Source organism: Vibrio zhanjiangensis (assembly GCF_030161235.1).
GTDB lineage: Bacteria > Pseudomonadota > Gammaproteobacteria > Enterobacterales > Vibrionaceae > Vibrio > Vibrio zhanjiangensis.
Genome location: NZ_BSPW01000021.1, coordinates 63745 through 90014 on the forward strand (window position 1 = coordinate 63745; position 26270 = coordinate 90014).

General features: G+C 43.3%; 26 protein-coding genes. 19 read left to right on the top strand and 7 right to left on the bottom strand.

Annotated features, from left to right (window positions below):
• The first annotated feature begins 42 nt into the window (after positions 1-42).
• Positions 43-1407 carry a sodium-dependent transporter gene (locus tag QQK21_RS05210; protein ID WP_284191134.1) on the top strand — a complete coding sequence of 455 codons (1365 nt, stop codon included), beginning with the start codon at positions 43-45 and terminating at the stop codon, positions 1405-1407.
• A 38-nt stretch (positions 1408-1445) separates the two neighbouring features.
• Here the strand turns inward: QQK21_RS05210 and QQK21_RS05215 are convergent, their stop codons facing one another.
• The 4 genes from QQK21_RS05215 to QQK21_RS05230 form a co-directional block, all read right to left on the bottom strand.
• Positions 1446-2537, bottom strand: a complete 1092-nt coding sequence (locus QQK21_RS05215) for a succinylglutamate desuccinylase/aspartoacylase family protein (RefSeq protein ID WP_284191135.1) — start codon at positions 2535-2537, stop codon at positions 1446-1448.
• Complete coding sequence (gene rimK / locus QQK21_RS05220; protein WP_284191136.1) at positions 2497-3402, bottom strand: 30S ribosomal protein S6--L-glutamate ligase; 906 nt, start codon at positions 3400-3402, stop codon at positions 2497-2499. The genes QQK21_RS05215 and rimK overlap by 41 nt, the downstream gene beginning before the upstream one ends.
• Positions 3399-3830, bottom strand: coding sequence for an ATP-dependent zinc protease family protein (locus tag QQK21_RS05225; RefSeq protein WP_284191354.1), 432 nt, complete (start codon positions 3828-3830; stop codon positions 3399-3401). Before QQK21_RS05225 ends, rimK begins: the two co-directional genes overlap by 4 nt.
• A 311-nt stretch (positions 3831-4141) precedes the next feature.
• Entirely contained in the window at positions 4142-5614 is a 1473-nt protein-coding gene (locus QQK21_RS05230) for an aminoacyl-histidine dipeptidase (protein ID WP_284191137.1), read from the bottom strand.
• Positions 5615-6063: 449 nt separating this feature from the next.
• Here QQK21_RS05230 and vcdP point away from each other — a divergent pair, with 449 nt between their 5' ends.
• The 15 genes from vcdP to pgpA all read left to right on the top strand — a co-directional run bounded on the left by vcdP (position 6064) and on the right by pgpA (position 19068).
• Complete coding sequence (vcdP, locus tag QQK21_RS22405; RefSeq protein WP_488803716.1) at positions 6064-6156, top strand: small protein VcdP; 93 nt, start codon at positions 6064-6066, stop codon at positions 6154-6156.
• A 294-nt stretch (positions 6157-6450) separates the two neighbouring features.
• Positions 6451-7740, top strand: coding sequence for an NCS2 family permease (locus QQK21_RS05235; protein WP_284191138.1), 1290 nt, complete (start codon positions 6451-6453; stop codon positions 7738-7740).
• 67 nt (positions 7741-7807) lie between these two features.
• Positions 7808-8272, top strand: a complete 465-nt coding sequence (gpt, locus tag QQK21_RS05240; RefSeq protein ID WP_284191139.1) for a xanthine phosphoribosyltransferase — start codon at positions 7808-7810, stop codon at positions 8270-8272.
• 189 nt (positions 8273-8461) lie between these two features.
• Complete coding sequence (gene frsA / locus QQK21_RS05245) at positions 8462-9709, top strand: esterase FrsA (RefSeq protein WP_284191140.1); 1248 nt, start codon at positions 8462-8464, stop codon at positions 9707-9709.
• A gap of 107 nt (positions 9710-9816) precedes the next feature.
• The gene (crl, locus tag QQK21_RS05250; protein ID WP_284191141.1) at positions 9817-10206 is read left to right on the top strand and encodes a sigma factor-binding protein Crl; all 390 of its coding nucleotides are present in this window, start codon (positions 9817-9819) and stop codon (positions 10204-10206) included.
• Between the two features lie 174 nt (positions 10207-10380).
• The gene (proB, locus tag QQK21_RS05255; protein WP_284191142.1) at positions 10381-11514 is read left to right on the top strand and encodes a glutamate 5-kinase; all 1134 of its coding nucleotides are present in this window, start codon (positions 10381-10383) and stop codon (positions 11512-11514) included.
• 14 nt (positions 11515-11528) lie between these two features.
• Positions 11529-12779, top strand: coding sequence for a glutamate-5-semialdehyde dehydrogenase (locus QQK21_RS05260; RefSeq protein WP_284191143.1), 1251 nt, complete (start codon positions 11529-11531; stop codon positions 12777-12779).
• Between the two features lie 219 nt (positions 12780-12998).
• Positions 12999-13448 (top strand): transcriptional regulator NrdR, encoded by a 450-nt coding sequence (nrdR, locus tag QQK21_RS05265; protein WP_284191144.1) that lies wholly within the window; start codon positions 12999-13001, stop codon positions 13446-13448.
• A 14-nt stretch (positions 13449-13462) separates the two neighbouring features.
• The gene (ribD, locus tag QQK21_RS05270; RefSeq protein WP_284191145.1) at positions 13463-14560 is read left to right on the top strand and encodes a bifunctional diaminohydroxyphosphoribosylaminopyrimidine deaminase/5-amino-6-(5-phosphoribosylamino)uracil reductase RibD; all 1098 of its coding nucleotides are present in this window, start codon (positions 13463-13465) and stop codon (positions 14558-14560) included.
• A 5-nt stretch (positions 14561-14565) separates the two neighbouring features.
• Positions 14566-15216, top strand: a complete 651-nt coding sequence (locus tag QQK21_RS05275) for a riboflavin synthase (protein ID WP_284191146.1) — start codon at positions 14566-14568, stop codon at positions 15214-15216.
• Between the two features lie 91 nt (positions 15217-15307).
• Positions 15308-16417, top strand: coding sequence for a bifunctional 3,4-dihydroxy-2-butanone-4-phosphate synthase/GTP cyclohydrolase II (gene ribBA / locus QQK21_RS05280; protein ID WP_284191147.1), 1110 nt, complete (start codon positions 15308-15310; stop codon positions 16415-16417).
• 162 nt (positions 16418-16579) lie between these two features.
• A complete protein-coding gene (ribH, locus tag QQK21_RS05285; RefSeq protein WP_284191148.1) occupies positions 16580-17050 on the top strand; it encodes a 6,7-dimethyl-8-ribityllumazine synthase in 471 nt (156 codons plus the stop codon).
• The gene (gene nusB, locus QQK21_RS05290; protein WP_284191149.1) at positions 17050-17517 is read left to right on the top strand and encodes a transcription antitermination factor NusB; all 468 of its coding nucleotides are present in this window, start codon (positions 17050-17052) and stop codon (positions 17515-17517) included. The genes ribH and nusB overlap by 1 nt, the downstream gene beginning before the upstream one ends.
• A 65-nt stretch (positions 17518-17582) precedes the next feature.
• Positions 17583-18554, top strand: a complete 972-nt coding sequence (gene thiL, locus QQK21_RS05295) for a thiamine-phosphate kinase (RefSeq protein ID WP_284191355.1) — start codon at positions 17583-17585, stop codon at positions 18552-18554.
• Between the two features lie 10 nt (positions 18555-18564).
• Positions 18565-19068 (top strand): phosphatidylglycerophosphatase A, encoded by a 504-nt coding sequence (pgpA, locus tag QQK21_RS05300; RefSeq protein WP_284191150.1) that lies wholly within the window; start codon positions 18565-18567, stop codon positions 19066-19068.
• Positions 19069-19122: 54 nt separating this feature from the next.
• Here pgpA and QQK21_RS05305 read toward each other — a convergent pair whose 3' ends face one another.
• The 3 genes from QQK21_RS05305 to map all read right to left on the bottom strand — a co-directional run bounded on the left by QQK21_RS05305 (position 19123) and on the right by map (position 23248).
• Positions 19123-19506 (bottom strand): DUF3461 family protein, encoded by a 384-nt coding sequence (locus QQK21_RS05305; RefSeq protein ID WP_284191151.1) that lies wholly within the window; start codon positions 19504-19506, stop codon positions 19123-19125.
• A gap of 146 nt (positions 19507-19652) precedes the next feature.
• On the bottom strand, positions 19653-22274 hold the full coding sequence (glnD, locus tag QQK21_RS05310; RefSeq protein WP_284191152.1) for a bifunctional uridylyltransferase/uridylyl-removing protein GlnD: 2622 nt from the start codon (positions 22272-22274) through the stop codon (positions 19653-19655).
• A gap of 95 nt (positions 22275-22369) precedes the next feature.
• Positions 22370-23248, bottom strand: a complete 879-nt coding sequence (gene map, locus QQK21_RS05315; protein ID WP_284191153.1) for a type I methionyl aminopeptidase — start codon at positions 23246-23248, stop codon at positions 22370-22372.
• A gap of 349 nt (positions 23249-23597) precedes the next feature.
• Between map and rpsB the strand changes: the two genes are divergently transcribed.
• The 3 genes from rpsB (at position 23598) to pyrH (ending at position 26206) form a co-directional block, all read left to right on the top strand.
• Entirely contained in the window at positions 23598-24326 is a 729-nt protein-coding gene (gene rpsB / locus QQK21_RS05320; RefSeq protein ID WP_284191154.1) for a 30S ribosomal protein S2, read from the top strand.
• A gap of 129 nt (positions 24327-24455) precedes the next feature.
• The gene (gene tsf / locus QQK21_RS05325) at positions 24456-25298 is read left to right on the top strand and encodes a translation elongation factor Ts (RefSeq protein ID WP_284191155.1); all 843 of its coding nucleotides are present in this window, start codon (positions 24456-24458) and stop codon (positions 25296-25298) included.
• A gap of 176 nt (positions 25299-25474) precedes the next feature.
• Positions 25475-26206 carry a UMP kinase gene (gene pyrH / locus QQK21_RS05330; RefSeq protein ID WP_284191156.1) on the top strand — a complete coding sequence of 244 codons (732 nt, stop codon included), beginning with the start codon at positions 25475-25477 and terminating at the stop codon, positions 26204-26206.
• Positions 26207-26270: the final 64 nt, after the last annotated feature.

The window sequence follows — 26270 nt, forward strand, 5'->3', positions numbered from 1 at the left end:
TGTACTAGCCAACTAGTTTGCAAATACAATATATAGGGTCATATGACACCAACAGACAATTTTGAATCACGGGAGCATTTTGGCTCCCGTTTAGGTTTTATCTTAGCAGCGGCAGGTGCTGCTGTAGGGTTAGGAAACATATGGGGATTTCCGACTCAGGCAGCAAGTAATGGCGGCGGTGCCTTTTTACTTGTTTATTTGGTCATGATTTTGGTCGTTGCTTTTCCAATGCTTGTGGTTGAGATGGCAATTGGCCGCCATGGACAAGCTAACCCTGTGGATAGTATGCGTTCGCTAACCTCTCACCAAACTATGCAAAAATTTGGTGCTATGGTCGGTTGGATTGGTTTGAGTGTACCCAGTTTGGTTCTGGCCTTTTACAGTATTGTCGGAGGGTGGCTTATCTGCTTTCTCCTTGGTGCTGTTACTGAAATAATGGGCTTGGAATTTGCGACTAAGTGGCTACAAGGGTTTAGTGTTGAGCGCAACTTATTTGGTACTTTGGTTTTTTACGTGCTAACGATTTTAATTGTCCAAGGGGGCGTTAAGCAGGGGATTGAAAAGTGGTCGACTCGTCTAATGCCTGCGTTGTTTATTCTGTTTGGATTATTGTTTGTGTACATCATGACTCAAACCGGCGCAATGGAAGGATTAAAACACTATTTAGTTCCGGACTTTAGTCGGGTAATGGATGGTAAGTTGATTTTGGCGGCTATGGGACAAGGCTTCTTTTCTTTGACTATAGGTGGCTGCTCTATGCTGATTTATGGCTCCTACCTAAGTAAGAAAGAAAACCTACCCAAAATGGCGATGCATGTAACTCTTGTTGATACCTCGGTTGCTTTTATTGCAGGGTTAGTGGTCATGCCTGCTATGTTTGTCGCCATGCACAAAGGTGTTCAGATCTATGCAGATGATGGCTCTCTTCTGAGCTCAGATACGTTAGTATTTACCGTACTTCCTTTGATGTTTGATAGTTTGGGATTTTTGGGACAGCTATTTGCTGTTGTGTTCTTTGCTCTGCTGACGATTGCGGCGTTAACCTCATCTATCTCGATGTTGGAATGTCCTGTTGCTTTAGTTGGCGAGAGATTTAACACCAAGCGTAGTTCGACAAGTTGGGTGTTGGGCGGGCTGATTGCGCTCTTTAGTACCGTAATCGTGTTTAACTTTGGCGATTTATTTGGACTGGTTGCGACAGTGGCTACTCAATATCTGCAGCCGATAGCCGCACTTTTGTTTTGCCTATTTGGTGGTTGGGTTTGGAATCGACACTCAAAAATTAAGGAGCTTGAACAAGGGTATCCTGAGTTTAGTTTGGGCTGGTTCGGAAAATGTTGGCCTGTGTATGTTAAATTCGTCTGTCCAGTGTTGGTTGCAACGGTTATATGGGTTTCGTTTAATTAAGTGTCAATAAACAACACCTCACATAACAGAGGTGTTGTTTAATTAAATGGGGTAATCTGACCTGTAGTTATTGGTTCAAGATCCGCATCCGATACCTCCTCGATAAAATCTCCCACAACTTGCTCTACTTCCTGATCATCCTCTTCGAAATACGCAAGATGAAAAATAGCATCTCCTTCATTTACCAAGGGTAACGTCTGCTGTCCTATTACAATACCGCCTTTGCGTGCTTTTAATGCTATCTCACTGTGGCCTAATGGAGCACTAATATAGGCGAGCACTTGCCCTCGAGTGACTTTTTCTCCTAGAGTTACCATAGTGCGTAAAATGCCATTACTTTCCGCTCTTAACCAGTTGGTTGACTTTGCGATTACTGACATAGGTAAGGTTTTGCGGCTCTTACGTAACATGCCAATGGATTGCATAACACGTTTTACTCCCAAATAGCCCGCATTAATGCATATAGGCTCAAAACGCAGTGCTTCACCAGCTTCGTAGGTCAGGACTGGGATGCTAAGTTGTTCCGCTTCGCTACGTAATGATCCTGGGCGCAATTGTGCATCTATAATGACGGGGGTTGCGAAGGCCTGTGCGATACGAAGTGTTTCTGGATTGGATAAATTTGCGCGGATTTGCGGCAAATTAGTGCGATGTATTGATCCCGTGTGAAGGTCAATAATGTAATCACAACGTTTCGCCACTTGTGAGAAAAAAGTGTAGGCCATACGAGAAGCGAGAGAACCTTTTTCACTGCCCGGAAAACAACGATTTAGGTCTCGTCTATCAGGAAGATAACGTGATTTATGAATAAACCCGAACACGTTGACAATGGGCACAGCAACGAGCGTGCCCTTGAGCTTTTCTATTTCAATGGTGTCTATTAGCTGGCGAACGATTTCAACCCCGTTCAACTCATCGCCATGAATCGCCGCATTGACCATAAGCACTGGCCCTGCTAGTTTGCCATTGATGATTTCAACAGGTATTGATAAAGGAGAATGTGTATAAAGTTTGGCGGTTTCCAGCTCAATAACTTTTCTTTCTCCAGGAAGTATTGATTGCCCTAGAAACTCAAATACGCGATTTTTTTTAGCCTTTGCCACGAGTCTGTGTCCTTTTACTGGCCGCATTCTTTTCGATAAACGAGATGATCATCCCTGCAATGTCTTTTCCGGTCGCCGCTTCTATTCCTTCAAGACCAGGAGATGAGTTGACCTCCATAACCAGTGGTCCTCGTGACGATCTCAGCAAGTCAACGCCAGCAACATTAAGCCCCATTATTCTCGCTGCTGTAACAGCAGTTCGACGTTCTTGTGGTGTTATTTTTGTTAGAGAAGCACTACCGCCCCGATGCAGGTTTGAGCGAAATTCACCTTCGGCCCCTTGTCGCTTCATTGCTGCAATCACTTTGTCACCAATAACAAAGCAGCGAACATCAGCGCCTTCCGCTTCCTTTATGTACTCTTGAACCATAATATTTGCTTTGAGTCCCATAAAAGCTTCAATCACACTTTCAGCGGCTTTTCGAGTCTCAGCCAATACCACGCCAATCCCCTGCGTTCCTTCTAGGAGTTTAATGACAACAGGTGTTCCACCGACCATTTCGAGAAGATCTTTGACGTCATCAGGTTTGCTGGCAAAGCCTGTGATTGGCATGCCTATACCTTTGCGAGAGAGCAGTTGCATAGAACGTAACTTATCTCGTGAACGAGTGATAGCAACGGATTCGTTGACTGGATATACGCCCAACATTTCAAACTGACGCAGTACCGCTGTGCCATAGAAGGTGACCGAAGCGCCAATTCTAGGAATGACAGCATCAAATCCAGACAATTCTTCACCTTTAAAATGGATCTGAGGCTGGTCTGAGTTGATATTCATATAGCAGCGCAATGCATCAATAACTTTGACTTCGTGACCTCGATTTTGAGCTGCTTCAATCAGTCGCTGAGTTGAATACAACTTTGAATTGCGTGACAGAATACCTATTTTCATTGAGCGTTTTCCTTGAATGGGATTAAATATGATTCGCTAGGATCAACTACAACACGCTTATTCATTGCAGTTCGCCCCAGAAGCATTCGAAATGACATGTTTTCACGGTTTGAGAGTGTGATTTCTATTGGCCAAGTCTGCCCCCCGAGAGAGCAGAGGGTCTTGATGACATAGCGAGATTCTTCATGACCTCCAGAATCTCTAACTATTCGTTCATCGATAATGGGAGCTTCACAGATGATTTCCTCTTCTGTATTGCGTTGCACGGGATGAATCCAAAATCGAGCCCATGATAGGTTCTGTTTTTCGAACTTTTCTACTTTGAAAGCATGTAGACATGAAGTTCGTGCACCCGTATCAACTTTTGCGTTGATTTTGCTTATTCCGAGTTCTGGCAGAGTAATCGTTTCTCGCCAGCCAAGAATCATTTTTTCTTTTTCCAAAATATTAATCCAAACCATCGTTTGATTAAAGAATATAGTACGATTTCATTAAATTATTGTGTTTTATGAAAAAAAAGTCCACAAAGAGAGACTCATCGCCTATAAAAATAAGGCCGCCATACTAGCAATACATTAGAAATTGGACGAACATAAAAACTCACTTTTACGACAAATAATATCTATTGGTGGTGTTAAATGCGTCAAGGTGTAAAGATAGGGATTAGAGTGCGTCAAGAGCACAAGCTGTAAAGGCATCTTGTTGCCTCTACAGCATTATTAATTGAGACTTGATGTACTCAGTTCTTATTTGGAATTGCTTCGAGCAATGCGACCATTTGCTCCCAATACAGGGCTACCGTATCTATCTTGACTTTTTCATCAGGGGAGTGGGGGAATTTTATGGTTGGGCCAAATGAGACCATATCCATGTTCGGATAAGGTTTTTTGAACAGTCCACACTCAAGGCCAGCGTGTATAACCATAATATTGGGTTTATGGCCATAGATGCCTTGGTACATTTCTCGGAATATCGACATGATTTCTGAGTCTGGGTCGGGTTTCCAACCTGGGTAAGCGCCTGAAAATGTAACGCTAGCATTTGCCAGTTCTGCTACTGAGGTCAACATGCTCTCTACCTGACTGCGCCCCGAATCAATTAATGAACGAACAAGGCAAAGCACTCTTAGTTTGTTGCTGTCGGTACTGACTACTCCTACATTCAGTGATGTTTCAACCACCCCTTCTATGTCGTCACTCATGCGGATAACCCCATTGGGGCATGCGTTAAGTGCTGCAACGAAACGTTGTTGATCGGAGACTGCAATCACTTGTTGTGCGGTTTCTATCTCTTGGTTTAGAGAAAGGATGTTGGTTTCAGTTTTGCCCAACTCTTGCTGTAGTTGCTGTGTGTAGCTATCAAAAAGGCTCGCCAGTTTAGATTCATTTTCTGCAGGAATCGCAATAGTCACAAAAGCTTCGCGAGGAATAGCATTACGCAACGTACCACCACGAAATTCTATTAGACGCAAATCTAGCTCTTGGGCATGGCCTGCTAGGAAGCGGGCGATGAGTTTGTTAGCGTTACCGCGTCCTGTGTGGATGTCGCAGCCTGAATGCCCACCTTTAAGGCCTTTCAACGTGAGTTGTCGAGTGTTGTAGCCAGCTGGAATTGGTTCTCGTTGGATGTCGAAAACGATTTCTCCATCGACACCACCCGCACAGCCCATATACACTTCGCCTTCCTGCTCAGAATCTGTATTGAGCAGAATCTCTCCTTCCAACCAACCGGCTTGTAATCCGAAAGCCCCCGTCATGCCTGCTTCTTCATCAATAGTCAGTAATACTTCCAATGGGCCATGTTTTATATCATTCGACGCTAACACGGCAAGGCATGATGCCATACCTATACCATTATCCGATCCAAGGGTTGTGCCTTTGGCTTTGACCCAATCACCATCAATATAGGGCTTGATTGAGTCCTTAGTGAAATCATGAACCGTGTCTTCATTTTTCTGTGGAACCATATCGATATGAGCTTGCAGTACGACGCCCTTTTTGTTTTCCATACCGGGTGTCGCTGGTTTTTTGATAAATACATTACCAACCGGATCTCTACGAACCTCTAAATCTTGCTCTTTCGCCCAGTTTACTATGTATTGAGCAAGCGCTTCTTCATGTTTAGAAGGGTGGGGGATTGAGCAGATCTTATCGAAAAATTGCCATATAAGGCTTGGGGATAAGCCGCTAATTTCAGAGTGGAATTCAGACACAGGTGACTCCTTTACTGTGATGAGACCAAGCTTTGGTACATGTTTAACTTTGTACTAGGATGCAAAACGTAATTTGGTCCATGAATTTGAGTCTTTGAGGATATCATTAGCGGATGTAACCGAGTAGTAAAAGTAAGCAAAAAATTCTAATTTTTGTCACATAAACGTCACCTTACTCTGGAAATATTATACGATACCAGTTGTTTATTTTGGCATTGCTAAATTGACATTTGTGTAATTTAATTACGGGTTTGGTGTGTATAATATTGATTTTGTGTTTTTAATGTGATTTAAGCTTCTTTTTGTTGTAATTAAATTTCACTTTGGTTATAGTCGAAGTCAACTTCTAAAGTGAAGATAAAATGCTCAAAGGACGAGTCCGCTTTGTCGCCTCCAAGGAACTGAGAAATCAATGTTGTGTATTTCCATTGATTGAAAAGGTGATAGTTATGAAAGGTTTGCCATGTGCAGAATTCTGGATAAGCAACTCTGTTTATACTGGTTATTTTGTCTATCCATCCAGTTTCGGTTATCAAGCTTAAACTGGTGCTCCTGAATGAAGTTCATTTACCCCTAATGATTGGAATTTTTTAGCAGTGTATTTGCCACTGATATGATTCGACCGCCACTCACCTTGAGTGGCGTTTTTTTATTACTTCATGAACTTTAAAAGATTTTTTTTGCTGCTTAACAAATCTTATTGTGTTGGCGTTAAAAGGTTAAAAATAGAATACTTGATTGAGGACGAAATCTGTCTGGAATTTGAAAATTTTAGACCCTATAATTCCGCCAATCGATTACGCAACCGTTTACTTTTTCACCTTTGGAATTCGATTATGTTCGAAAAAATCTTCAAGCTCAGCGAACACGGCACAAACGTAAAAACTGAGATTATTGCTGGTCTAACGACTTTTCTGACCATGGCATACATCATTTTTGTCAATCCAGCTATTTTGGCAGATGCTGGCATGGATCATGGTGCTGTGTTCGTTGCAACTTGTCTAGCAGCCGCAATTGGTTGTTTTATAATGGGCTTTGTTGCCAACTATCCAATAGCCCAAGCCCCCGGCATGGGGCTAAATGCCTTTTTTACTTATGCAGTCGTGCTTGGAATGGGATACACATGGCAAGTCGCGTTAGCTGCTGTTTTTGTCTCTGGGCTACTTTTTATTCTTCTAAGCGTGTTTAAGATCAGGGAATGGATCATTCATTCTATTCCACTTTCTTTACGTACAGGTATATCAGCAGGGATTGGATTGTTCTTAGCTTTTATCGCGCTAAAAAATGCAGGAATTGTTGTGGACAACCCAGCGACTCTAGTATCGCTGGGCGCGATTACTTCGGTACCCGCTGTATTAGCATCTGTGGGCTTTTTCTTAACTATTGCTTTGGTCAATCGCGAAGTTAAAGGCGCGGTCATGATTGCAATCTTGGCTGTGACGGGGTTGGGGTTAGTTTTTGGTGATGTACAGTGGGCTGGGGTGATGTCGGCACCGCCGAGTATTGCACCAACGTTTCTTCAACTGGATTTTTCTGCTGTATTTGAAGTAGGAATGATCTCAGTTGTTTTTGCCTTCCTGTTTGTGGATTTGTTCGATACTGCGGGGACCTTGGTGGGAGTGACCCAAAAAGCGGGTCTAATGGACAGTGATGGCAAGATTCCTCGCTTGAGCAAAGCACTATTAGCAGACTCCACTGCAACTTCCGTAGGGGCTTTGCTTGGGACGTCAAATACTACCTCTTATATTGAGAGCGTTTCAGGTGTTGCTGCTGGTGGCCGTACTGGTTTAACGGCGGTTGTTGTTGGTATTTTGTTTCTACTTGCTTTATTCTTCTCTCCCCTAGCGGGAATGATTCCCGCATATGCAACGGCTGGTGCATTGTTTTATGTGGCTATATTGATGTTGTCAGGTTTAGCTAACATCGACTGGCGAGATTTGACAGAAGCGGCCCCCGTTGTTGTGACTTGCCTAGTCATGCCTTTAACTTTTTCAATTGCAGAAGGCATTTCACTAGGTTTTATTGCTTATGCTGCAATCAAATTGTGCAGTGGTAAATGTCGGGATGTCTCTCTCAGTGTGTGGGTGATGTCAGTTATCTTTATCATCAAGTACATGGTTGCTTAACGGTTTCAATACTGATTATCCTGCTGAATTGAGGCAGGATAAATTGTCGAATGATTGGATTATTACAATGACTAAGAAGTTCATTATTACGTGGGATCAAATGCATGCCTACTGTCGAGAGCTTGCTGAAAAGCAAATGCCAGCAGAACAGTGGAAAGGAATATGGGCAGTAAGTCGAGGAGGATTGGTTCCCGGTGCAATTTTAGCTCGTGAACTTGGTATTCGTTATGTTGATACGATCTGTATTTCTAGTTACGACCATGATCATCAACGTGATATGAGTCTTCTTAAGGTACCTGAAGGGGATGGTGAAGGATACCTCATTGTTGAAGATCTCGTTGATAGTGGCGATACAGCGCGTAAGTTACGTGAATTATACCCAAGAGCGAAACTTATCGCTGTCTGTGCTAAACCTTCTGGGGCGCTTCTTCTTGATGATTATGTTGTTGATATTGAGCAAGAAACATGGATTGAGCAACCTTGGGATATGTCTATTCAGTATATTGAGCCTATCAACCGTAAGCAGAAATAATTGAGTTCAGGTTTTGATAACTTAGGCTGTCCAAGGCAGCAAATTAAGTGAGATGGCCCTTTATGGGTCATTTTTGATTTGTCTTTAGACACAGCTTTATGCGGGGTTAGTGACTAAATGACAAGTGAGCGCTGATTTGTCATCCGATTTATGTATACAATGTGAAAAACTTTACAACTAGGTGATGCCATGCCTGATGAAGTGAGCAAAAACCTCTCGGAAACACTGTTTACCAAACACAAGCAAGCGAAAGAAACGTCCTCGCTTACTCAGTATATGCCGAGTAGTCAGAAGATACTGGATGATAAACGAGACGCTGAGGGGGCGAATTGGTACAGAAATATCAACCGGATGCAGTGGGCATGGCAGGGTTTGGACCCTATTGAAATGGATGAAGTCTTAGCCAAAATAGCGTCTTCTAAACATTCTAGAACTTACGACCAATGGCTTGATACTGTCATGGGATATCATAGCGGAAATTGGACTTATGAATGGACTAAGTTGGGGATGTTGCACTCTCACCGCTCTGATGAGCTTATGGGGGAAGAGGCAGCAGATGAACTTTTTAATGCATCTTTGTGTTTTAGCATAGCTGGGTATCCTCATTTAAAAAACGACAACTTGGCTTCCCAAGCTCAGGTTCTTGCCAGTAATGCCTATTCTGAGGCGGCGAAAAAGACACGCTTCATCATTAAGAAATTAGAAATTCCTTATCAAAATAAGAATATTATTGCCCATTTACATTTAACGAGTACAGATGAGCCTCAACCTGTTGTTATGGTCAGTGCGGGTTTAGATAGCCTACAAACGGATCTTTGGAAGCTGTTTCGCAACCACCTCGCACCGAAAAATATTGCCATGTTGACGGTTGATATGCCCTCAATAGGGCACAACAGCCATTGGACTTTAACTGAAGACACGTCTTGCCTACATCAGGTCGTTCTAAACGAGTTATTTGATATTCCGTGGGTGGATCATCATAGAGTTGGCTTACTGGGCTTCCGTTTTGGTGGTAATGCGATGGTGAGGCTGTCATTTTTTGAACAAGATAAGCTCAAAGCCTGTGTAAGTTTGGGGGCGCCTATCCATGATGTGTTGTCCTCACCAGAGAAGCTGAAAAAAATGCCCAAAATGTACCTGGATGTCCTAGCTTCTCGTTTGGGGAAAAACGCGGTTGACATTAATAGTTTAGCGGGTCAATTGATGGCTTGGTCACTAAAGATTCAAGGTATATTGTCAAGTCGCAGAACAAAGGTCCCCATTCTAGCCATGAGCTTGGAGAATGATCCCGTCTCTCCCCACAGTGATAATCAGTTAGTTGCGCTTTTTAGTGACTACGGAAAAGCAAGGAAAATCACTGCAAAAACAATTACACAGGGGTATGAGCAATCGCTCGATTTGGCAATCAAGTGGTTGGAGGACGAGCTAATTAGATGACAAATCGCATAAATTAGTCAACACTTATATACGGGCAATACCCAAACTAAGTGGTCCTGATTTTTGCTCATCATAATTACAACAGATATAGAATATGGAGATTCATTATGTCTGAACAGCCAAAGAATCCAACCCATTACCGTTTATTGTCAACGCTAAAAGCCATTGGTCCTTATCTAAGAGAAGCAAAATGTGAGCAAGGAAAATACTTGTTCGATTGTCTTTCTGTGTGCGTGAACGACAAGAAGTCACCAGAAGAACGAGAGTTTTGGGGATGGTGGTTAGAATTGGAACAAGAAGGGGAAGCGTTCGAGGCAAAATATCGCATTGGCCTTTATGATGCTAAAGGCGATTGGATGGACGAGAAATTGCCTAAGAAAGCCGTGGCAGAAGTCTGCCGTACTCAAGAAGGATTTCACCAAAAGCTCATCGATACTTTAGCAAACCAATTTGGCATGACGCTTGACTTCCACAAAGAATCAGCTGAATTTAGCTAACTAAATATTTGTATCTATTACTCTAGATAAAAAAAGGCGCTGATTAGCGCCTTTTCTGCTTGTTAATTTCTTTTTTGATTGTTACAACATCAGGTTCAAGTACACCGAGTAGTAACCCAGTTCTTCATTACTCGTGGGTGAATAGACTATTTTATTTTTCATAGCAGATAGATAATGAATCAAAAATGCGCAAAAGCTGTAAGCCGTCAAACCGTTGTTATTAAGTTTGGCACCAGTGTATTAACGGGTGGCACATTGGCATTAGATAGAGCTCACATGGTTGAGCTTGCACGGCAATGTGCAGAGCTTAAAAAACAAGGCCATTCTGTTGTCATGGTTTCATCAGGTGCCATTGCTGCTGGTCGAGAACATTTAGGTTATCCTGCACTGGCTAATTCTATGGCCAATAAACAGCTTCTTGCGGCAGTCGGTCAAAGTCAACTGATTCAAACTTGGGAAGCATTGTTTGGAATCTATGGGATCAAAATCGGACAAATGCTGCTCACTCGCGCAGATCTCGAAGATCGTGAACGTTTTCTCAATGCGCGCGACACCATTAATGCTCTGGTAAATAACGATATTATTCCTATCGTTAATGAAAACGATGCAGTTGCAACCAGCGAAATAAAAGTGGGTGATAATGATAATCTATCTGCGCTTGTTGGTATTTTGTGCAGTGCCGATAAATTGCTGTTACTCACAGATCAAAAGGGATTATTTACCGCCGATCCTCGCAAAGATGCTAATGCTGAACTGATCAAAGAAGTGAAAACCATTGACGATACTTTGCGTAAAATTGCCGGTGATAGTGGAACGTCTTTAGGAACAGGAGGAATGGCCACCAAGCTGCAGGCGGCTGATATCGCTCGTCGAGCTGGGATTGAAGTCATTATAGCCGCTGGCAGTGCACCAAATGTTGTATTTGATTCTCTTAGTGAGCATCCACAAGGTACTCGTTTCTTGCCCATCGAAGAGGCACTAGAAAGCCGAAAACGTTGGATTTTGGCTGGGCCTGCCGCGTCTGGTGATATCGTGATAGACGATGGCGCGGTGAAAGCCGTGTTATCCAGAGGAAGCAGCCTATTAGCAAAAGGCGTGACTCGCATCAGTGGCGAATTTGCTCGAGGAGAGGTCGTCAGAGTTACAGATCAAAATGGGGTGCTTATCGCCCGTGGTATTTCGAGCTATTCTAGCCAAGATATGGTGCGTATTATTGGAAAACACAGCAAAGATATCCTGGGCATTTTGGGTTACGACTATGGTAGTGAAGTATTGCATCGCGATGATATGGTCGTTATTCAGGAATAATTGAGGTAACAAACGTGGAACTGATTTCTATAGGTAAGGCAGCTAAGCAAGCAGCATTTCAACTCGCCAACGCATCGACAGCGCAGAAAAATCGCGCGTTAGCTATTATCGCCAATGAACTTGAAGCGAATTGTGAAACAATTCTTACTGCCAATGCCAAAGATATTCAGCTTGGTAGAGAGACGGGTATGAGTGATACACTGCTCGATCGGCTTCTGCTGGATAAAGATCGCCTAACTGCCATCGCCAATGATGTCCGTAACGTGATCAAGCTCGCTGACCCAGTAGGTAGTGAATTTGACAGCAAAATATTAGAAAATGGTATGTCTTTGGCCCGTCGCCGAGTACCTCTTGGCGTAGTTGGTGTGATTTATGAAGCTCGTCCTAACGTGACCATTGATATTGCTTCTTTGTGTTTAAAAACGGGTAATGCCAGTATTCTTAGAGGAGGAAAAGAGACATTTTTCTCCAACATGGAATTGGTCAAAGTGATTCAATCGGCTTTGGAGCAAGCACAACTACCGGCAGCTTCTGTTCAATATATCGAGAAACCAGATCGAGAATTAGTGTCGGCACTGTTAAAACTTGATCAATACGTTGATATGATTATTCCACGAGGCGGAGCTGGTCTTCACAAAATGTGCAAAGAAAACAGTTCCATTCCGGTTATTATTGGAGGCTTTGGCATTAGTCATATATTTGTCGATGAAAGTGCGGATTTGGAAAAGTCACTTAACGTGGTTGAAAATGCCAAAATTCAGCGTCCATCGGCGTGTAATGCATTAGATACCTTATTGGTTCACCAGAATGTGGCGTCAGAGTTTTTAGCCAATTTAAAAGCTCGGATGCAGGGCAAAGTAACGTTTGTTGCTGAGCCAAAAGCTAAGGCATGGTTAGATGGGGCTGAAAAACTACGCGCAAGCCTTGAAGGTGACTTCGATACTGAATGGTTAAGTTACACTTTGGGGGTAAAAGTTGTCGCGGATATCACAGAGGCGATTGAGCATATGCGAGTGCACAATGCCAGTCATTCAGATGCTATTATGACCAACAGTCTAGACCATGCAGAACGTTTTATAAACTCAGTGGATTCGGCTGCTGTTTATGTTAATGCATCGACTCGATTTACAGATGGTGCTCAATTTGGCTTAGGGGCAGAAGTTGCAGTATCAACACAAAAACTGCATGCTAGAGGTCCGATGGGACTTGAAGAATTGACCAGTTATAAATGGGTTGGTAAAGCTAACTACTTAGTCCGGGATTAAACCTTGTATAAATAACAAGCAAGGTTTTAAGAGTATTTTACTAAGTACAATACCATTTAACATTTTGATTATCTTTAGGATAAAAAAGGGGCGAGATAGTCCCTTTTGCTTTTCTTCGCTTTAGCAAATCCGTTACACTAGTAACGATATATTAAAGTAGCTTTATTGATGGAATTTGGTCGTCAATGAAAGGGTATTTCAGTATATTATGGAGGTGATATGCATTGTCCTTTTTGCACAGAGAATGACACCAAAGTGATCGATTCTCGTTTGGTGGCTGATGGTCATCAAGTTCGTCGTCGCAGGCAGTGTTTAGCCTGTAATGAGCGCTTTACCACTTTTGAAACCGCTGAGTTGGTAATGCCTCGAGTAATTAAATCAAATGGAAACCGTGAACCCTTCGATGAAGATAAAATGATTGGTGGGCTTCAACGTGCGTTGGAGAAACGTCCCGTAAGTGCTGATGCAGTGGAGTTATCTATTAGTATGATTAAGTCACAACTTCGAGCGACAGGTGAGCGAGAAGTGTCGAGTGAGATGATTGGTAACTTGGTGATGGATCAACTTAAAGAACTCGATAAGGTTGCTTATATTCGTTTTGCTTCCGTTTATCGAAGTTTCGAAGATATTCGAGAGTTCGGTGAAGAAATAGCACGCCTCGAAGATTAACGGTTAGCAGTACAATGTCTGAATTTTCTTCTCTAGATTATAAAATGATGTCGCGTGCCATTACTTTGGCCAAAAGTGGCATCTATACCACCCCACCAAATCCCAATGTTGGGTGTGTCATTGTCCGTGATGAACTCATCGTGGGAGAGGGCTTTCACTACCGTGCTGGTGAGCCACATGCTGAAATTAATGCACTGATGATGGCCGGAGATAAGGCTGCTGGAACAACGGTTTATGTTACGCTTGAGCCATGTTCTCATTATGGTAGAACGCCGCCGTGTGCATCTGCTTTGATCCAGGCTAACGTCGCCAAAGTAATTTGTGCAATGGAAGACCCTAACCCTAAAGTCGAAGGCATTAAAATGCTTCGAGACGCAGGCATTGAAGTGCAAGTGGGACTACTTAAAGATGATGCCAAGGCATTGAGTCCCGCTTTTGTGAAACGAATGACGACAGGGCTTCCGTTTGTGCAACTGAAAATTGCCGCCAGTCTCGATGGCCAAACCGCCCTATCGAATGGGCACAGCCAGTGGATTACTTCGATGCAAGCACGCAGTGATGTGCAGAGATATCGAGCTCAGTCCGATGCTGTTCTCTCTACCAGCAAAACGGTTATCGAGGATAATGCTTCTCTTAATGTACGTTGGTCTGAGTTACCAGATAGTGTCAGGCATCAGCTCCCCGAGAAAGAAGTTCGTCAGCCCAAACGAGTGATTTTAGATAGGCAGAATGAACTGACGCCTGACCTAAAACTCTTCTCAACCACAGGTGCTCGAATTATTGTTTCTGAACAAGGTGATCTCAATCCGCATCTAACGCCTTCAGGTCAAGTTGATTTGAAAGCGACTTTTGCTGATTTGGCGTCAAATTTTGGCATTAACCATCTATGGGTAGAAGCGGGGTCGACTCTGGCGCGTAGTCTCATTCAACAAGGCTTAGTGGATGAGTTAGTGTTATATTTATCTCCTAAAATCATGGGTAGTGATGGTCGTGGGTTATTCGGTGCGCTTGGCTTGAGCTCGATGGAGGAAACCATCGAGTTGGATATTAAAGAAGTTAGGCAGGTCGGCCCAGACATTCGCATTACTGCTCAAGTTAAAAATAAAGAATAGTCGTTATGTTTACAGGAATTATAGAAGCTGTCGGCACTCTCACTTCCATTACCCCTAGGGGGGAAGATATTAGCGTGACCGTTGAGGTCGGCAAACTCGATATGTCGGATGTTAAACTCGGTGATAGTATCGCGACCAATGGAGTCTGCTTGACTGTTGTTGATTTCAACTCGACCAGTTATAGCGCTGACTTATCTTTAGAAACGCTGAACAAAACAAGTTTTACTGGCTATCAAGTAGGGGCTAAGGTCAATTTGGAAAAAGCCATGCTGCCGACGACTCGATTCGGTGGTCACATTGTCTCAGGGCATGTGGACGGAGTGGGAGAAATTGTTGAGCGCAATCAAGTAGGGCGGGCGATTGAATTTTGGGTTTCTATGCCTGGCGAATTATCAAAGTACGTGGCAGAAAAAGGCTCGATTACTCTTGATGGGATCAGTTTAACGGTGAATGGGCTGCGTAAAAATGCGTTCAAGCTAACCATAGTCCCCCATACTGGTGAAGAGACAACGATAAGTGATTTTCATGTTGGGCGTAAAGTCAATCTCGAGGTTGACGTATTGGCGCGTTATATGGAACGCCTCCTAAACCAGCAGTCTTCACAACCCGAATCACGTTTAACCATGGAATTTCTCCAACAGAATGGTTTTGCATAATTGGGGATGATTGTCCCTAATATTTTGCACTATACCCAGTATTCTAAATAGAGATAATATTGTTCACTGGCCAAATTACAGGAATTAAGCAATGCCAATTAGTACGCCGCAAGAAATCATAGAAGACATTCGTCTAGGCAAAATGGTGATTTTGATGGATGATGAAGATCGCGAAAATGAAGGCGATCTTATTATGGCGGCAGAGCATATCACTCCCGAAGCCATTAATTTTATGGCGACTCATGGCCGAGGTCTTATCTGTTTAACCATGACCAAAGAACGTTGTGAGCGCTTAGGTCTTCCCCCAATGGTTCAAGACAATAATGCTCAGTACACCACCAATTTTACCGTTTCTATTGAAGCTGCTGAAGGGGTAACAACCGGCATTTCTGCCGCGGACCGAGCAAGAACTGTCCAAACGGCAGTTGCGGCTGACGCTAAAGCCTCTGATTTGGTTCAGCCAGGGCACATATTTCCCCTTGCGGCACAAGAAGGTGGCGTGTTGACTCGCGCTGGGCATACCGAAGCTGGGTGCGATCTTGCAAGACTCGCAGGACTTGAGCCTGCTGGGGTGATTGTCGAGATCCTTAATCAAGATGGCACTATGGCTCGTCGTCCTGATTTAGAAGTCTTTGCCGAAAAGCATGGCATTAAACTGGGTACAATTGCCGATCTTATCGAGCACAGAAATAATACTGAGACGACGATAGAACGAGTAGCTCAGTGTAAATTACCTACTGAGTATGGTGAGTTTGACCTTCTTACCTACAAAGATACGATCGATAACCAAATTCATTACGCGTTGTGCAAAGGTGATATTTCTACTCAAGCTCCTTTAGTTCGAGTCCATTTGCAAGATACGTTTACCGATTTATTGCGCAGTGATAGAAGTGCAGAGCGCAGCTGGACTTTGGACAAAGCGATGAAGCGTATTGGTGAAGAGGGAGGGGTCTTGGTGATTCTTGGTAATGAAGAGTCAAGTGATCTCCTGATTCATCGAGTGAAGATGTTTGAAGCTCAGGACAAAGGACAAGCGCCTACACTGGCTAAGAAACAAGGAACATCTCGACGTGTTGGCGTCGGATCGCAGATCTTGGCTGATATTGGTATTCATGATATGCGCTTGCTTTCGTCAACCAATAAGAAATATCACGCATTGGGTGGATTTGGCTTAAATGTGGTTGAATATGTTTGTGAATAGTGGTTGGGTTGTATCTCTTACTGCACAGAGAATCGCTATTTAAGTGCATTATTGTGACGGCCTTTCTCATTGAGTAATGGCAAATTTCTATTAGATATTGATCACAGGTTTGTGCTAGAATCCGGCGATTCTCACGTGATGAACATAGTTAAAGGAAAGCTTATGAAAGTGATCGAGGGTGGCTTCCCAGCGCCGAATGCAAAAATTGCTATCGTTATTTCTCGTTTCAACAGTTTTATTAACGAAAGTCTATTGTCTGGTGCAATCGATACTTTAAAGCGTCATGGTCAAGTTAGTGATGATAATATCACGGTTGTTCGGTGTCCTGGTGCTGTTGAGCTTCCTTTAGTTGCCCAACGTGTCGCTAAAACGGGTAAGTTTGATGCTATTGTTTCACTCGGTACAGTGATTCGTGGTGGTACGCCTCATTTTGACTATGTTTGCAGCGAGTGTAATAAAGGCTTGGCTCAGGTATCGTTGGAATACAGTCTTCCGGTGGCATTTGGTGTATTGACGGTGGATACTATTGACCAAGCTATTGAGCGCGCAGGAACCAAGGCTGGTAATAAAGGTGCAGAGGCGGCACTAAGCGCACTTGAAATGATTAACGTTTTATCTGAAATCGATTCCTAATGGGGGCCCGTGTGAAACCAGCCGCACGTCGTAATGCACGTCGATTCGCTCTACAAGCGATATACTCATGGCAAATTACTAAAGAAAATGTTGCCACTATTGAAGAGCAGTTTTTATCTGGTGGTAAGTATGATGAAGAAGAACATCATGCCGCAGAGCCTGCGTTGATTGCACCAGATACTGATGTCGCATATTTTCGTGACCTTCTAACAGGGGTTGTGTTAAGTCACACAGAACTGGATAGCAAAATTCGTCCTTATACTGCTCGTCCGATGCAGGACTTGGATATGATGGAATTGGCTTTACTTCGTCTTGCTATGTATGAAATGACCCGTCGTGAAGATGTACCATACAAAGTGGTGATCAATGAGGCCATTGAATTAGCAAAAGTGTTTGCAGCAGAGGATAGCCATAAGTTCGTCAATGGTGTTCTAGACAAAGCCGCGCCACATGTTCGCAAAAAATAGCCTAATTAGCTAAAAAAGGTCAGCAAATGCTGACCTTTTTTATATCACACGTTACATTGAATATTATGTTTGGTGAATTTAATCTTATTGAAAAATATTTTGTCGGTCGCCAGCCTTCGCGTAAAGACGTGATGCTTGCTGCTGGGGACGACTGTGCTTTGGTTAAAGTGCCTGAGGGTATGTCTTTAGCTATCAGTACTGATACGTTGGTAGCGGGGACACATTTTCTAAAGCATGCTAATCCTGCTTGGGTAGCACATAAAGCATTGGCAGCGAACATCAGTGATTTGGCGGCAATGGGAGCTACGCCAGCGTGGGTTTCATTGGCTTTAACACTCCCAGAGCTTGATGAATCTTGGTTAGCCCCTTTCTGTGATTCCTTTTTTAAGCTTGCTGATTACTTTAATATCCAGCTAATTGGTGGTGATACCACGAAAGGGCCACTAAGCCTAACACTTACTGTTCAGGGATTTGTCGCTCACGATAAAGCCCTGCGAAGAGATGGAGCTCAAGTGGGTGATTGGATATACGTGACGGGAGATCTCGGAGACAGTAGGGCTGGATTGGATGTGATTCTAAATACTGATTTACGCGATAAACCGTTTGCTGAAGATCTTGAGATAGCGCACTATTTGGCCACGCCACGTGTTTTGGTTGGTCAGGCACTACTTGGCCTCGCAAGTTCAGCAATTGATATATCAGATGGGCTTGTTGCTGACTTAAAACACATTCTTAAACGCTCTGATGTAGGCGCTCACCTTGAATTGAGTGATTTACCTATTTCTAGCCAACTTATTCAATTTTTAGGTGGTGTGGATAAAGCGCAGCAATATGCACTCGTTAGTGGGGAAGAATATGAATTGTGTTTTACTGTGCCTAAACAGCATAAAGAATCCATTGATAGTGCATTAGCACACTGTGGCTGCAAGGTGAGCTGCATTGGTCAAATACGCCCCAATGGGCATTTTGAACTGTCAAACAAAGGTAAAGTTGTAGACTGGCCTGTACAGGGCTTCGATCACTTTCAACAAGATTAATTTGAGTAGTATGACAAACCCGTTATTATTGATTTCTTTAAAAAACCCTTGGCACCTTTTGGCGACTGGGTTTGGCAGTGGCTTATCTCCTTTTATGCCCGGCACGGTTGGGACTTTAGCAGCCGTACCTTTCTATCTATTGCTCGCACACTTATCTTTACCTGTTTATATTGTGGCGGTGATTGTATCGGCGTTGATTGGTATAAAAATATGCCAAATTACCTCTGACGATATGGGCGTGCACGATCATGGTGCCATTGTATGGGATGAGTTTGTGGGATTATGGATAACCATGCTTGTTGTCCCGCTATTTCACCTTTCGGTAACGGATTGGAGATGGTTGTTCGCTGGATTTGTGCTGTTTCGTTTTTTTGATATGGTCAAACCTTGGCCTATCAGCTGGTTGGATAAGCATGTTGATGGTGGTTTTGGGATTATGCTCGATGACATCGTCGCTGGATTGATGGCCCTTGTCTCACTCTATCTGGTTGGGAAGTTAGCGGGTTGGATGTGATTTTGATTAAGATAAGCAATTGATGAACAGGGGGGCCAGCTCCCCTGTTTGTCTTTATTTAAGTTTTTCGAGATCTGCTTCAATTTCAGCAATCTTACTTGATACCACTTTCTCAAGGTGACGTAAGTCAGAAAGAATTTTTTCTTTAGGGCTGAGTTTTTCCAGCTTTTTGGTTTTGGTGATTGTGTTCAACTCATCAATAATTAGCGTGAGGTTGCGATTTATTTCCGTCACTTCTCTGTATTTATTGCTCCCCCCATCAGTTTTGACTTTTTTTACCTGTCGCGGGTACTTGAACTTAACACTTTTGGCGAACAGCTCTCCTTTTTGCTTGCGAAAGTAAATCTTTAATACGTCTTTATGAGCCTCTTGTCTGAGGGAATAGCGTTCGATTTGCTTAGGCTGCTGAATTCCTAGAGCGGTGAGGTGTTGAAACATAGGCGACCTCTTATGGTAAAGTTAACGACCTTATAACTATGTTCAGTATGGGAGCATAACCTTCTAACACCAAATAATGTAGCAGTGTAATCTGGCTTGAGACAGTTGTTCTCCCTCTCTCCTTTGTAACTTGTGGGCAAGATCGCTTATGGTGCTAGCTTGGTGATATTCTCTGCCAATTTTTCGCTCAGTTGCAATTCTTCTTCTTCGGTAAGCTTAACGCCATCGGCATTGGTGATAATGAACAAATCTTCGGCACGTTCACCTATTGTGGTTATTTTTGCTGCATGGAGGTGTAGATTTAAATCGGCAAACGTTGCGCCAACAATGGCTAACAACCCTGGGGTATCAAGTGCTACAAACTCAAGAAGGGTGCGTTTTTTGCCTTTGGTTGGCAAAAATTCAATGCGAGTTTTTACTTTGAAATGCTGCAGGTTTCGATGAGGGCGACGAGTTTTTATTTTGGTGGGCCGTCCGTCTTTGAGCACATGCAGCAAATGTTTAACGACAGCGTTGTGACGGTTATCATCTATTGCATGGCCATGTTGATCTAACACCATAAAAGTATCAAGCACATACCCATCTTTACTGGTCATGACCTGAGCATCATGGACATTTAAATTTCTGCGGTCCAATTCAGCTACAACCGTTGCAAAGAGTGCGTGTTGATCGCGACTGTAAACAAACACCTCAGTTCCACCACGAGTTGCTTTTTTGGAAATGAGTATTAGAGGCTGGGTGTGATCGTCATGGCGAAGAAGATGGGTACAGTGCCACGCAATTTGGTTATGTGAATGACGTAAAAAGTAATCGGCTTTGAATCGTTGCCACAAAACCTCTATATCTCTGGAATAGAAGCCTTCTTTACGTAAAAGTGCGGAAGCAAGTTGTTGATTATGACGAATGCGATCTCTCACATCGACAGGGTTTTCTAATCCTCGGCGTAGCGCTCTTTGGGTTGAGTAAAATAACTCTGCCAGTAAGGTCCGCTTCCAGCTATTCCATAGATCCGGATTCGTGGCACAAATATCAGCGACGGTTAAACACACCAGGTACTCCAAATATTCTTCATCCCTCACTTGTTTGGCAAACTCACTGATCACATCGGGATCATAGATATCGCGTCTTTGCGCGGTGACGGACATGAGTAAATGGTATCGCACCAGCCAAGAAACCAATTTGGCCTCTGGCTTTGAAAGACCGTGTTCGATGCAAAATTCGTAAGCTTCGTCCGCTCCAATCTCTGAATGGTCACCTCCTCGACCTTTCGCTATATCATGAAAAATAGCGGCGATGATCAGGAGCTCTTTCTTTTGTATCCGCGGAAAAACTTCGCAGCAAATAGGGTGCTTTTGATGGTTCTCTGGTTGATTAAAAGAGTGGATGTGTTTTAGTAGGCGAATACTATGTTCATCAACAGTGTAAACATGGAACAAATCAAACTGCATTTGGCCAACGATTTGACTCCATTGGGGTAAGTATGCCGCGAGTACCCCAAGTTTGTGCATAAGAATGAACGCTCGTGTCAGTGAGTTTGGATGGCGACAAAGCTCAATAAATTTTTCTCTCGCAGAGGGAATAGTATGAAGAAATTTATTCAGTCGGCGACGAGCTGTTTTTAGCTGCCGAAGCGTTGATGGGGCCACGCTTTCGATCGTTGAATCGTTGGCAATGTGCAAAAACATATCAAGAATCGTTTCAGGTCGAGATTGAAATAATACCGGCTTTCGCGCCTCTATTAATGGGCCTCGTCTTTGGAAGTCTTTACTCAGGATTTGTGGTGCACTTTCGACACCATTGTTCAAAATGGCTTGGTCAAACAACTTGAGTAACATTTTATTGAGTTCAGCGACACGTCTAAGTGTGCGATAGAACTCTTTCATCATCATCTCGACACCGCGATTACCTTCTCCTACAAAACCAAGGCACTCTGCAACCTGTACTTGGTGAGCAAACGTTAAGCGGTTGTCGTATCTCTTTAGCTGTATGTGGAGCGCAAAACGTACCCGCCAAAGAAAGTCTTGGCATTCTAAAAGCTCGCGATATTCTGCATCGGTTAAAAAACCATATTGACTCATTTCGAGCAGTGAAGTTGCACCGAAATGTCGCCTTGCGATCCAGCCTAAAGTATGAATATCTCGTAGGCCTCCCGGTGTGGATTTAATATCGGGTTCCAAATTGTAGGTAGTATCATGGTATCGAGCATGACGATCTCGCTGCTCTTGAACCTTCGCTTTGTAAAAAGTTTCACTGGGCCAAAAGGATGAAGAATGGATTTCTGTTTGTAGCTTTGTGAAGATCGCCTCACATCCGCATAGCAACCGCGATTCTTGTAGGTTAGTGGCGACGGTTAAGTCCTCTCGACCAATTATCGCGCACTCGGTAATGGTTCTTACCGCATGGCCGATTTCCAGTTTAAGATCCCATAAAAAGGTAATAAAGTGACTGATTTTTGCGCTTAGATCGTCAGGGAGGGGTTGATCGGAAACGAGTAATATGTCGATATCCGATAGTGGATGCAGCTCACCTCTACCGTAGCCGCCAACTGCGACTAAACATATTTTAGATTCTTTAACAAAATTAAAATGTTGCCATAGACGACGGAGGAGCATATCCATGTATTTTGCGCGGCCAAGCACCAATTCAGTAATCGAATTCTGCCCTATAAATTCATCCTTTTGATGATCAGAAAACTGTTTTAGCTGAGACTTTAATTCGGCAATCGATATTTGATCGTCTGAAAAGGTTAGTGGTGACTGATAAGGCATGTAGCAAGTCCGTGCAAATATCCGTTGATGACAATCTACCAAAATGTAGTCGATAAAAAAATATCCTCACAAAGTGAGGATATTATGTGTTGGTATTAGGCATTGGTCATAATACGTGGAATGGTATCGTCACTGCGTAAAGTGAGGACTTCGCAACCTGAATCTGTGACTAGTATAGTGTGTTCATACTGAGCTGATTTTTTGCCATCTCCAGTATAAACAGTCCAGTCATCTTCAGCATCAACGGTCACACCGAATTTTCCAGCATTGATCATAGGTTCGATAGTAAAGCACATACCTTTTTGTAACACTCGGCGGTCATTGTTTTTGTAGTGAACAATTTGCGGCTCTTCATGGAATTCATTGCCAATCCCATGACCACAAAAGTCTTTTACGATGGAGAATTTATTTCTAGGGTTCTTTTTATTATTATCTTTAATGTATTTTTCGATAGCAGTGCCTATATCCCCAACCGTCGCCCCAGGTTTTACTTGGCGCATTCCGACATACAATGCTTCTTTAGTCACCATACACAGGCGCTTGTCGGCAGGAGAGACATCGCCTACGAGAAACATTTTGGATGTGTCACCATGATATCCCTGAGGTCTGACACTAAGATCAGCATTTTCATCATCTGGAACAATCACTGTGATATCAACGTTGATGATATCGCCATTTCTTAATATCGCGGGCTTTGGCTGGCCGTTAGTCCCAATTTCATCTTGAGAAGCGGGAATGCCATGGCAAACAATATGGTTAATTGATGTGCAGATCGATTTGGGAAAACCATGATAATCAAGAGGTGCAGAATAAGCGCCTTTTTCAATTCCATAGTCATGACAAATCTGGTTCAGTTCGTCGGTTGTTACACCTTCCTTGATATAAGGTTCGATCATTTCAAGGATCTCGGCGGCCAATGCACCAGCGATGCGCATACGCTCAATTTCTGCAGAGGTTTTTATCTTGATTGACATCGGTTTTCTCTAATTTAATCAGTGGCACATGTTCGTGCGAATAGAGACATTCTATCAGGAAGCATGCCTAATGAGAATGATTCTTCATGTAATGAGGAAGTCAGTTAAAATGAGCAAGTGCTCATCAAAAGGTGTGAATGACTTTTTACTAGCCAACATGGGTCAAAATATGGTATAAAGCGCGCCGGAAATGTTGTCTGCTCTCTCCTAATGTTGGCGAAGCTGATGACCTCCGATAAACATTTATTTTTAAATCACACACAATTCGTCACATATTTCGGGGTGCTGGACATAAGTTCAGTCGAAATTATGGGGATTGTGGAGGCCTAACCCCGCAGAGGAATTTAAAATGGCAACTGTATCAATGCGCGATATGCTAAAAGCTGGTGTTCACTTCGGTCACCAGACTCGTTACTGGAACCCAAAAATGAAGCCATTCATCTTTGGTGCTCGTAACCGTGTTCATATCATTAACCTAGAAAAAACTGTACCTATGTTTAACGACGCGCTAGCTGAGCTAGGCAAAGTCGGCGAGAAAAAAGGTAAGGTTCTATTTGTAGGTACTAAGCGCGCGGCATCTGAAGCTGTAAAAGAAGCGGCTATTGCAAGCAATCAGTATTATGTTAACAACCGCTGGCTTGGTGGTATGCTAACAAACTACAAAACGGTTCGTCAGTCTATCAAGCGTCTAAAAGATCTAGAAACTCAGTCTCAAGATGGTACTTTTGACAAGTTGACTAAGAAAGAAGCTCTAATGCGTACTCGCGAAATGGAGAAGCTAGAGAAGTCTCTTGGTGGTATCAAAGACATGGGTGGTCTACCTGATGCATTGTTCGTCATCGATGCCGATCACGAGCACATCGCAGTTAAAGAAGCGAACAATCTAGGTATCCCAGTTTACGCTGTAGTTGATACTAACTCTAACCCAGACGGCGTAGATTTCATCATTCCTGGTAACGATGACGCTATCCGTGCGGTACAGCTATACCTAAATGCTGCTGCTTCTGCAGTAACTGAAGGTCGTAATAAAGACGTAGCTGCAGCTGCTGAAAAAGACGGTTTCGTAGAAGCTGAATAATAGCGGCTTTGAGCCATACTTAGCCTGTGTCGAACGACGTTGTTACATGGGCTAGGTGATATTTATCCAGGGGCTAACGATATGGGCCCCTGTTTTTTACCAAATCCAGATTAAACTGAGGAATAGAGAATGGCTGTAACTGCTGCTCTAGTTAAAGAACTGCGCGAGCGTACTGGCGCAGGTATGATGGAATGTAAGAAAGCGCTTGTTGAAACTGACGGCGATATCGAACTAGCAATTGAAAACATGCGTAAATCAGGCGCTGCAAAAGCGGCTAAAAAAGCAGGTAATGTCGCTGCTGAAGGCGCAATCATCATTAAAGAAGACAACGGCGTTGCTGTACTTCTTGAAGTTAACTGCCAAACTGATTTCGTAGCCAAAGATGCGAACTTCACAGCATTTGCTGAAGAAGTGGCTGCTTATGCACTATCTACTAAAGCAAATGTACAAGAGCTACAAGAGAAGTTCGAAGACACTCGTGTTGCTCTAGTGGCTAAAATTGGTGAAAACATCAATATCCGTCGCGTTCAGTACGCTGAAGGTGCTGCGATTGCTTCTTACCGTCACGGTGAAAAAATCGGTGTAGTGGTTGCTGGTGAAGGTGATGCAGAAACACTAAAGCATGTTGCGATGCACGTAGCAGCGTCTCGTCCAGAGTATGTTAATCCTGAAGATGTACCTGCTGACGTTGTTGAGAAAGAAAAAGCAGTTCAAGTGGAAATTGCTATCAACGAAGGCAAACCTGCTGAAATCGCTGAGAAGATGGTTGTTGGCCGCATGAAGAAGTTTACTGGTGAGATCTCTCTGACTGGTCAAGCTTTTGTAATGGAACCAAAGAAATCTGTTGGTGAAATTCTTAAAGAGCGTGGCGCTTCGGTTGTTAGCTTTGTCCGCCTAGAAGTCGGTGAAGGCATTGAGAAAGGCGCAGAAATGAGCTTCGCCGAAGAAGTTGCAGCAGCTCAAAAAGGTTAATCCTGAGAGATGCGCTAATTTGAGACCGTAGCCTAGGCTACGGTCTTTTTATGAATAGCATTTGCACGGTTAATCGTGATGAATAGTTAAGCCGGTCTTGATTTGTGGAACTGAATCATTACTCTCTTGGTTATTCATGACTGTTAATCAATAACTCTCTTTGGAAGGTAAACTCCATGACTACAAACCCTAAACCAGCATATCAACGTATTCTGTTAAAACTGAGTGGTGAAGCTCTACAAGGTGATGAGGGTTTTGGTATAGACCCTGCCGTTCTTGACCGTATGGCTCAAGAAGTGAAAGAACTGGTGGAACTGGGGGTTCAAGTTGGTGTGGTTATCGGAGGGGGCAACCTTTTCCGAGGCGCAGGTCTTGCTGAAGCAGGTATGAACCGAGTGGTTGGTGACCATATGGGGATGTTAGCAACAGTAATGAATGGCCTTGCAATGAGAGATGCTTTGCATCGCGCTTATGTTAACGCACGTGTTATGTCTGCCATTCCTCTTAAAGGTGTGTGTGATGATTACAATTGGGCAGATGCGATTCGTGAATTACGCCAAGGAAGAGTGGTTATCTTCTCTGCCGGTACAGGAAACCCGTTTTTTACCACTGACTCAGCAGCCTGTCTACGTGGTATAGAAATTGAAGCTGATGTGGTTTTAAAAGCCACCAAAGTAGATGGTGTATTTACCGCTGACCCAGTAGCCAATCCAGATGCAGAGCTGTATGATAAGCTGGCATATTCGGAAGTTCTTGATAAAGAGCTGAAAGTGATGGATTTAGCAGCATTTACGTTAGCGCGTGATCATAAAATGCCTATTCGCGTGTTCAACATGAACAAGCCTGGTGCACTCCGTCGAGTTGTCATGGGTGAAGCTGAAGGTACTCTGATTAGTACTGCTGAATAACTCATTCAACCCTAGGGTGGTAATTTTACACTAGGGTATTGCCTTTTGAGGAATCCTGTTTAGG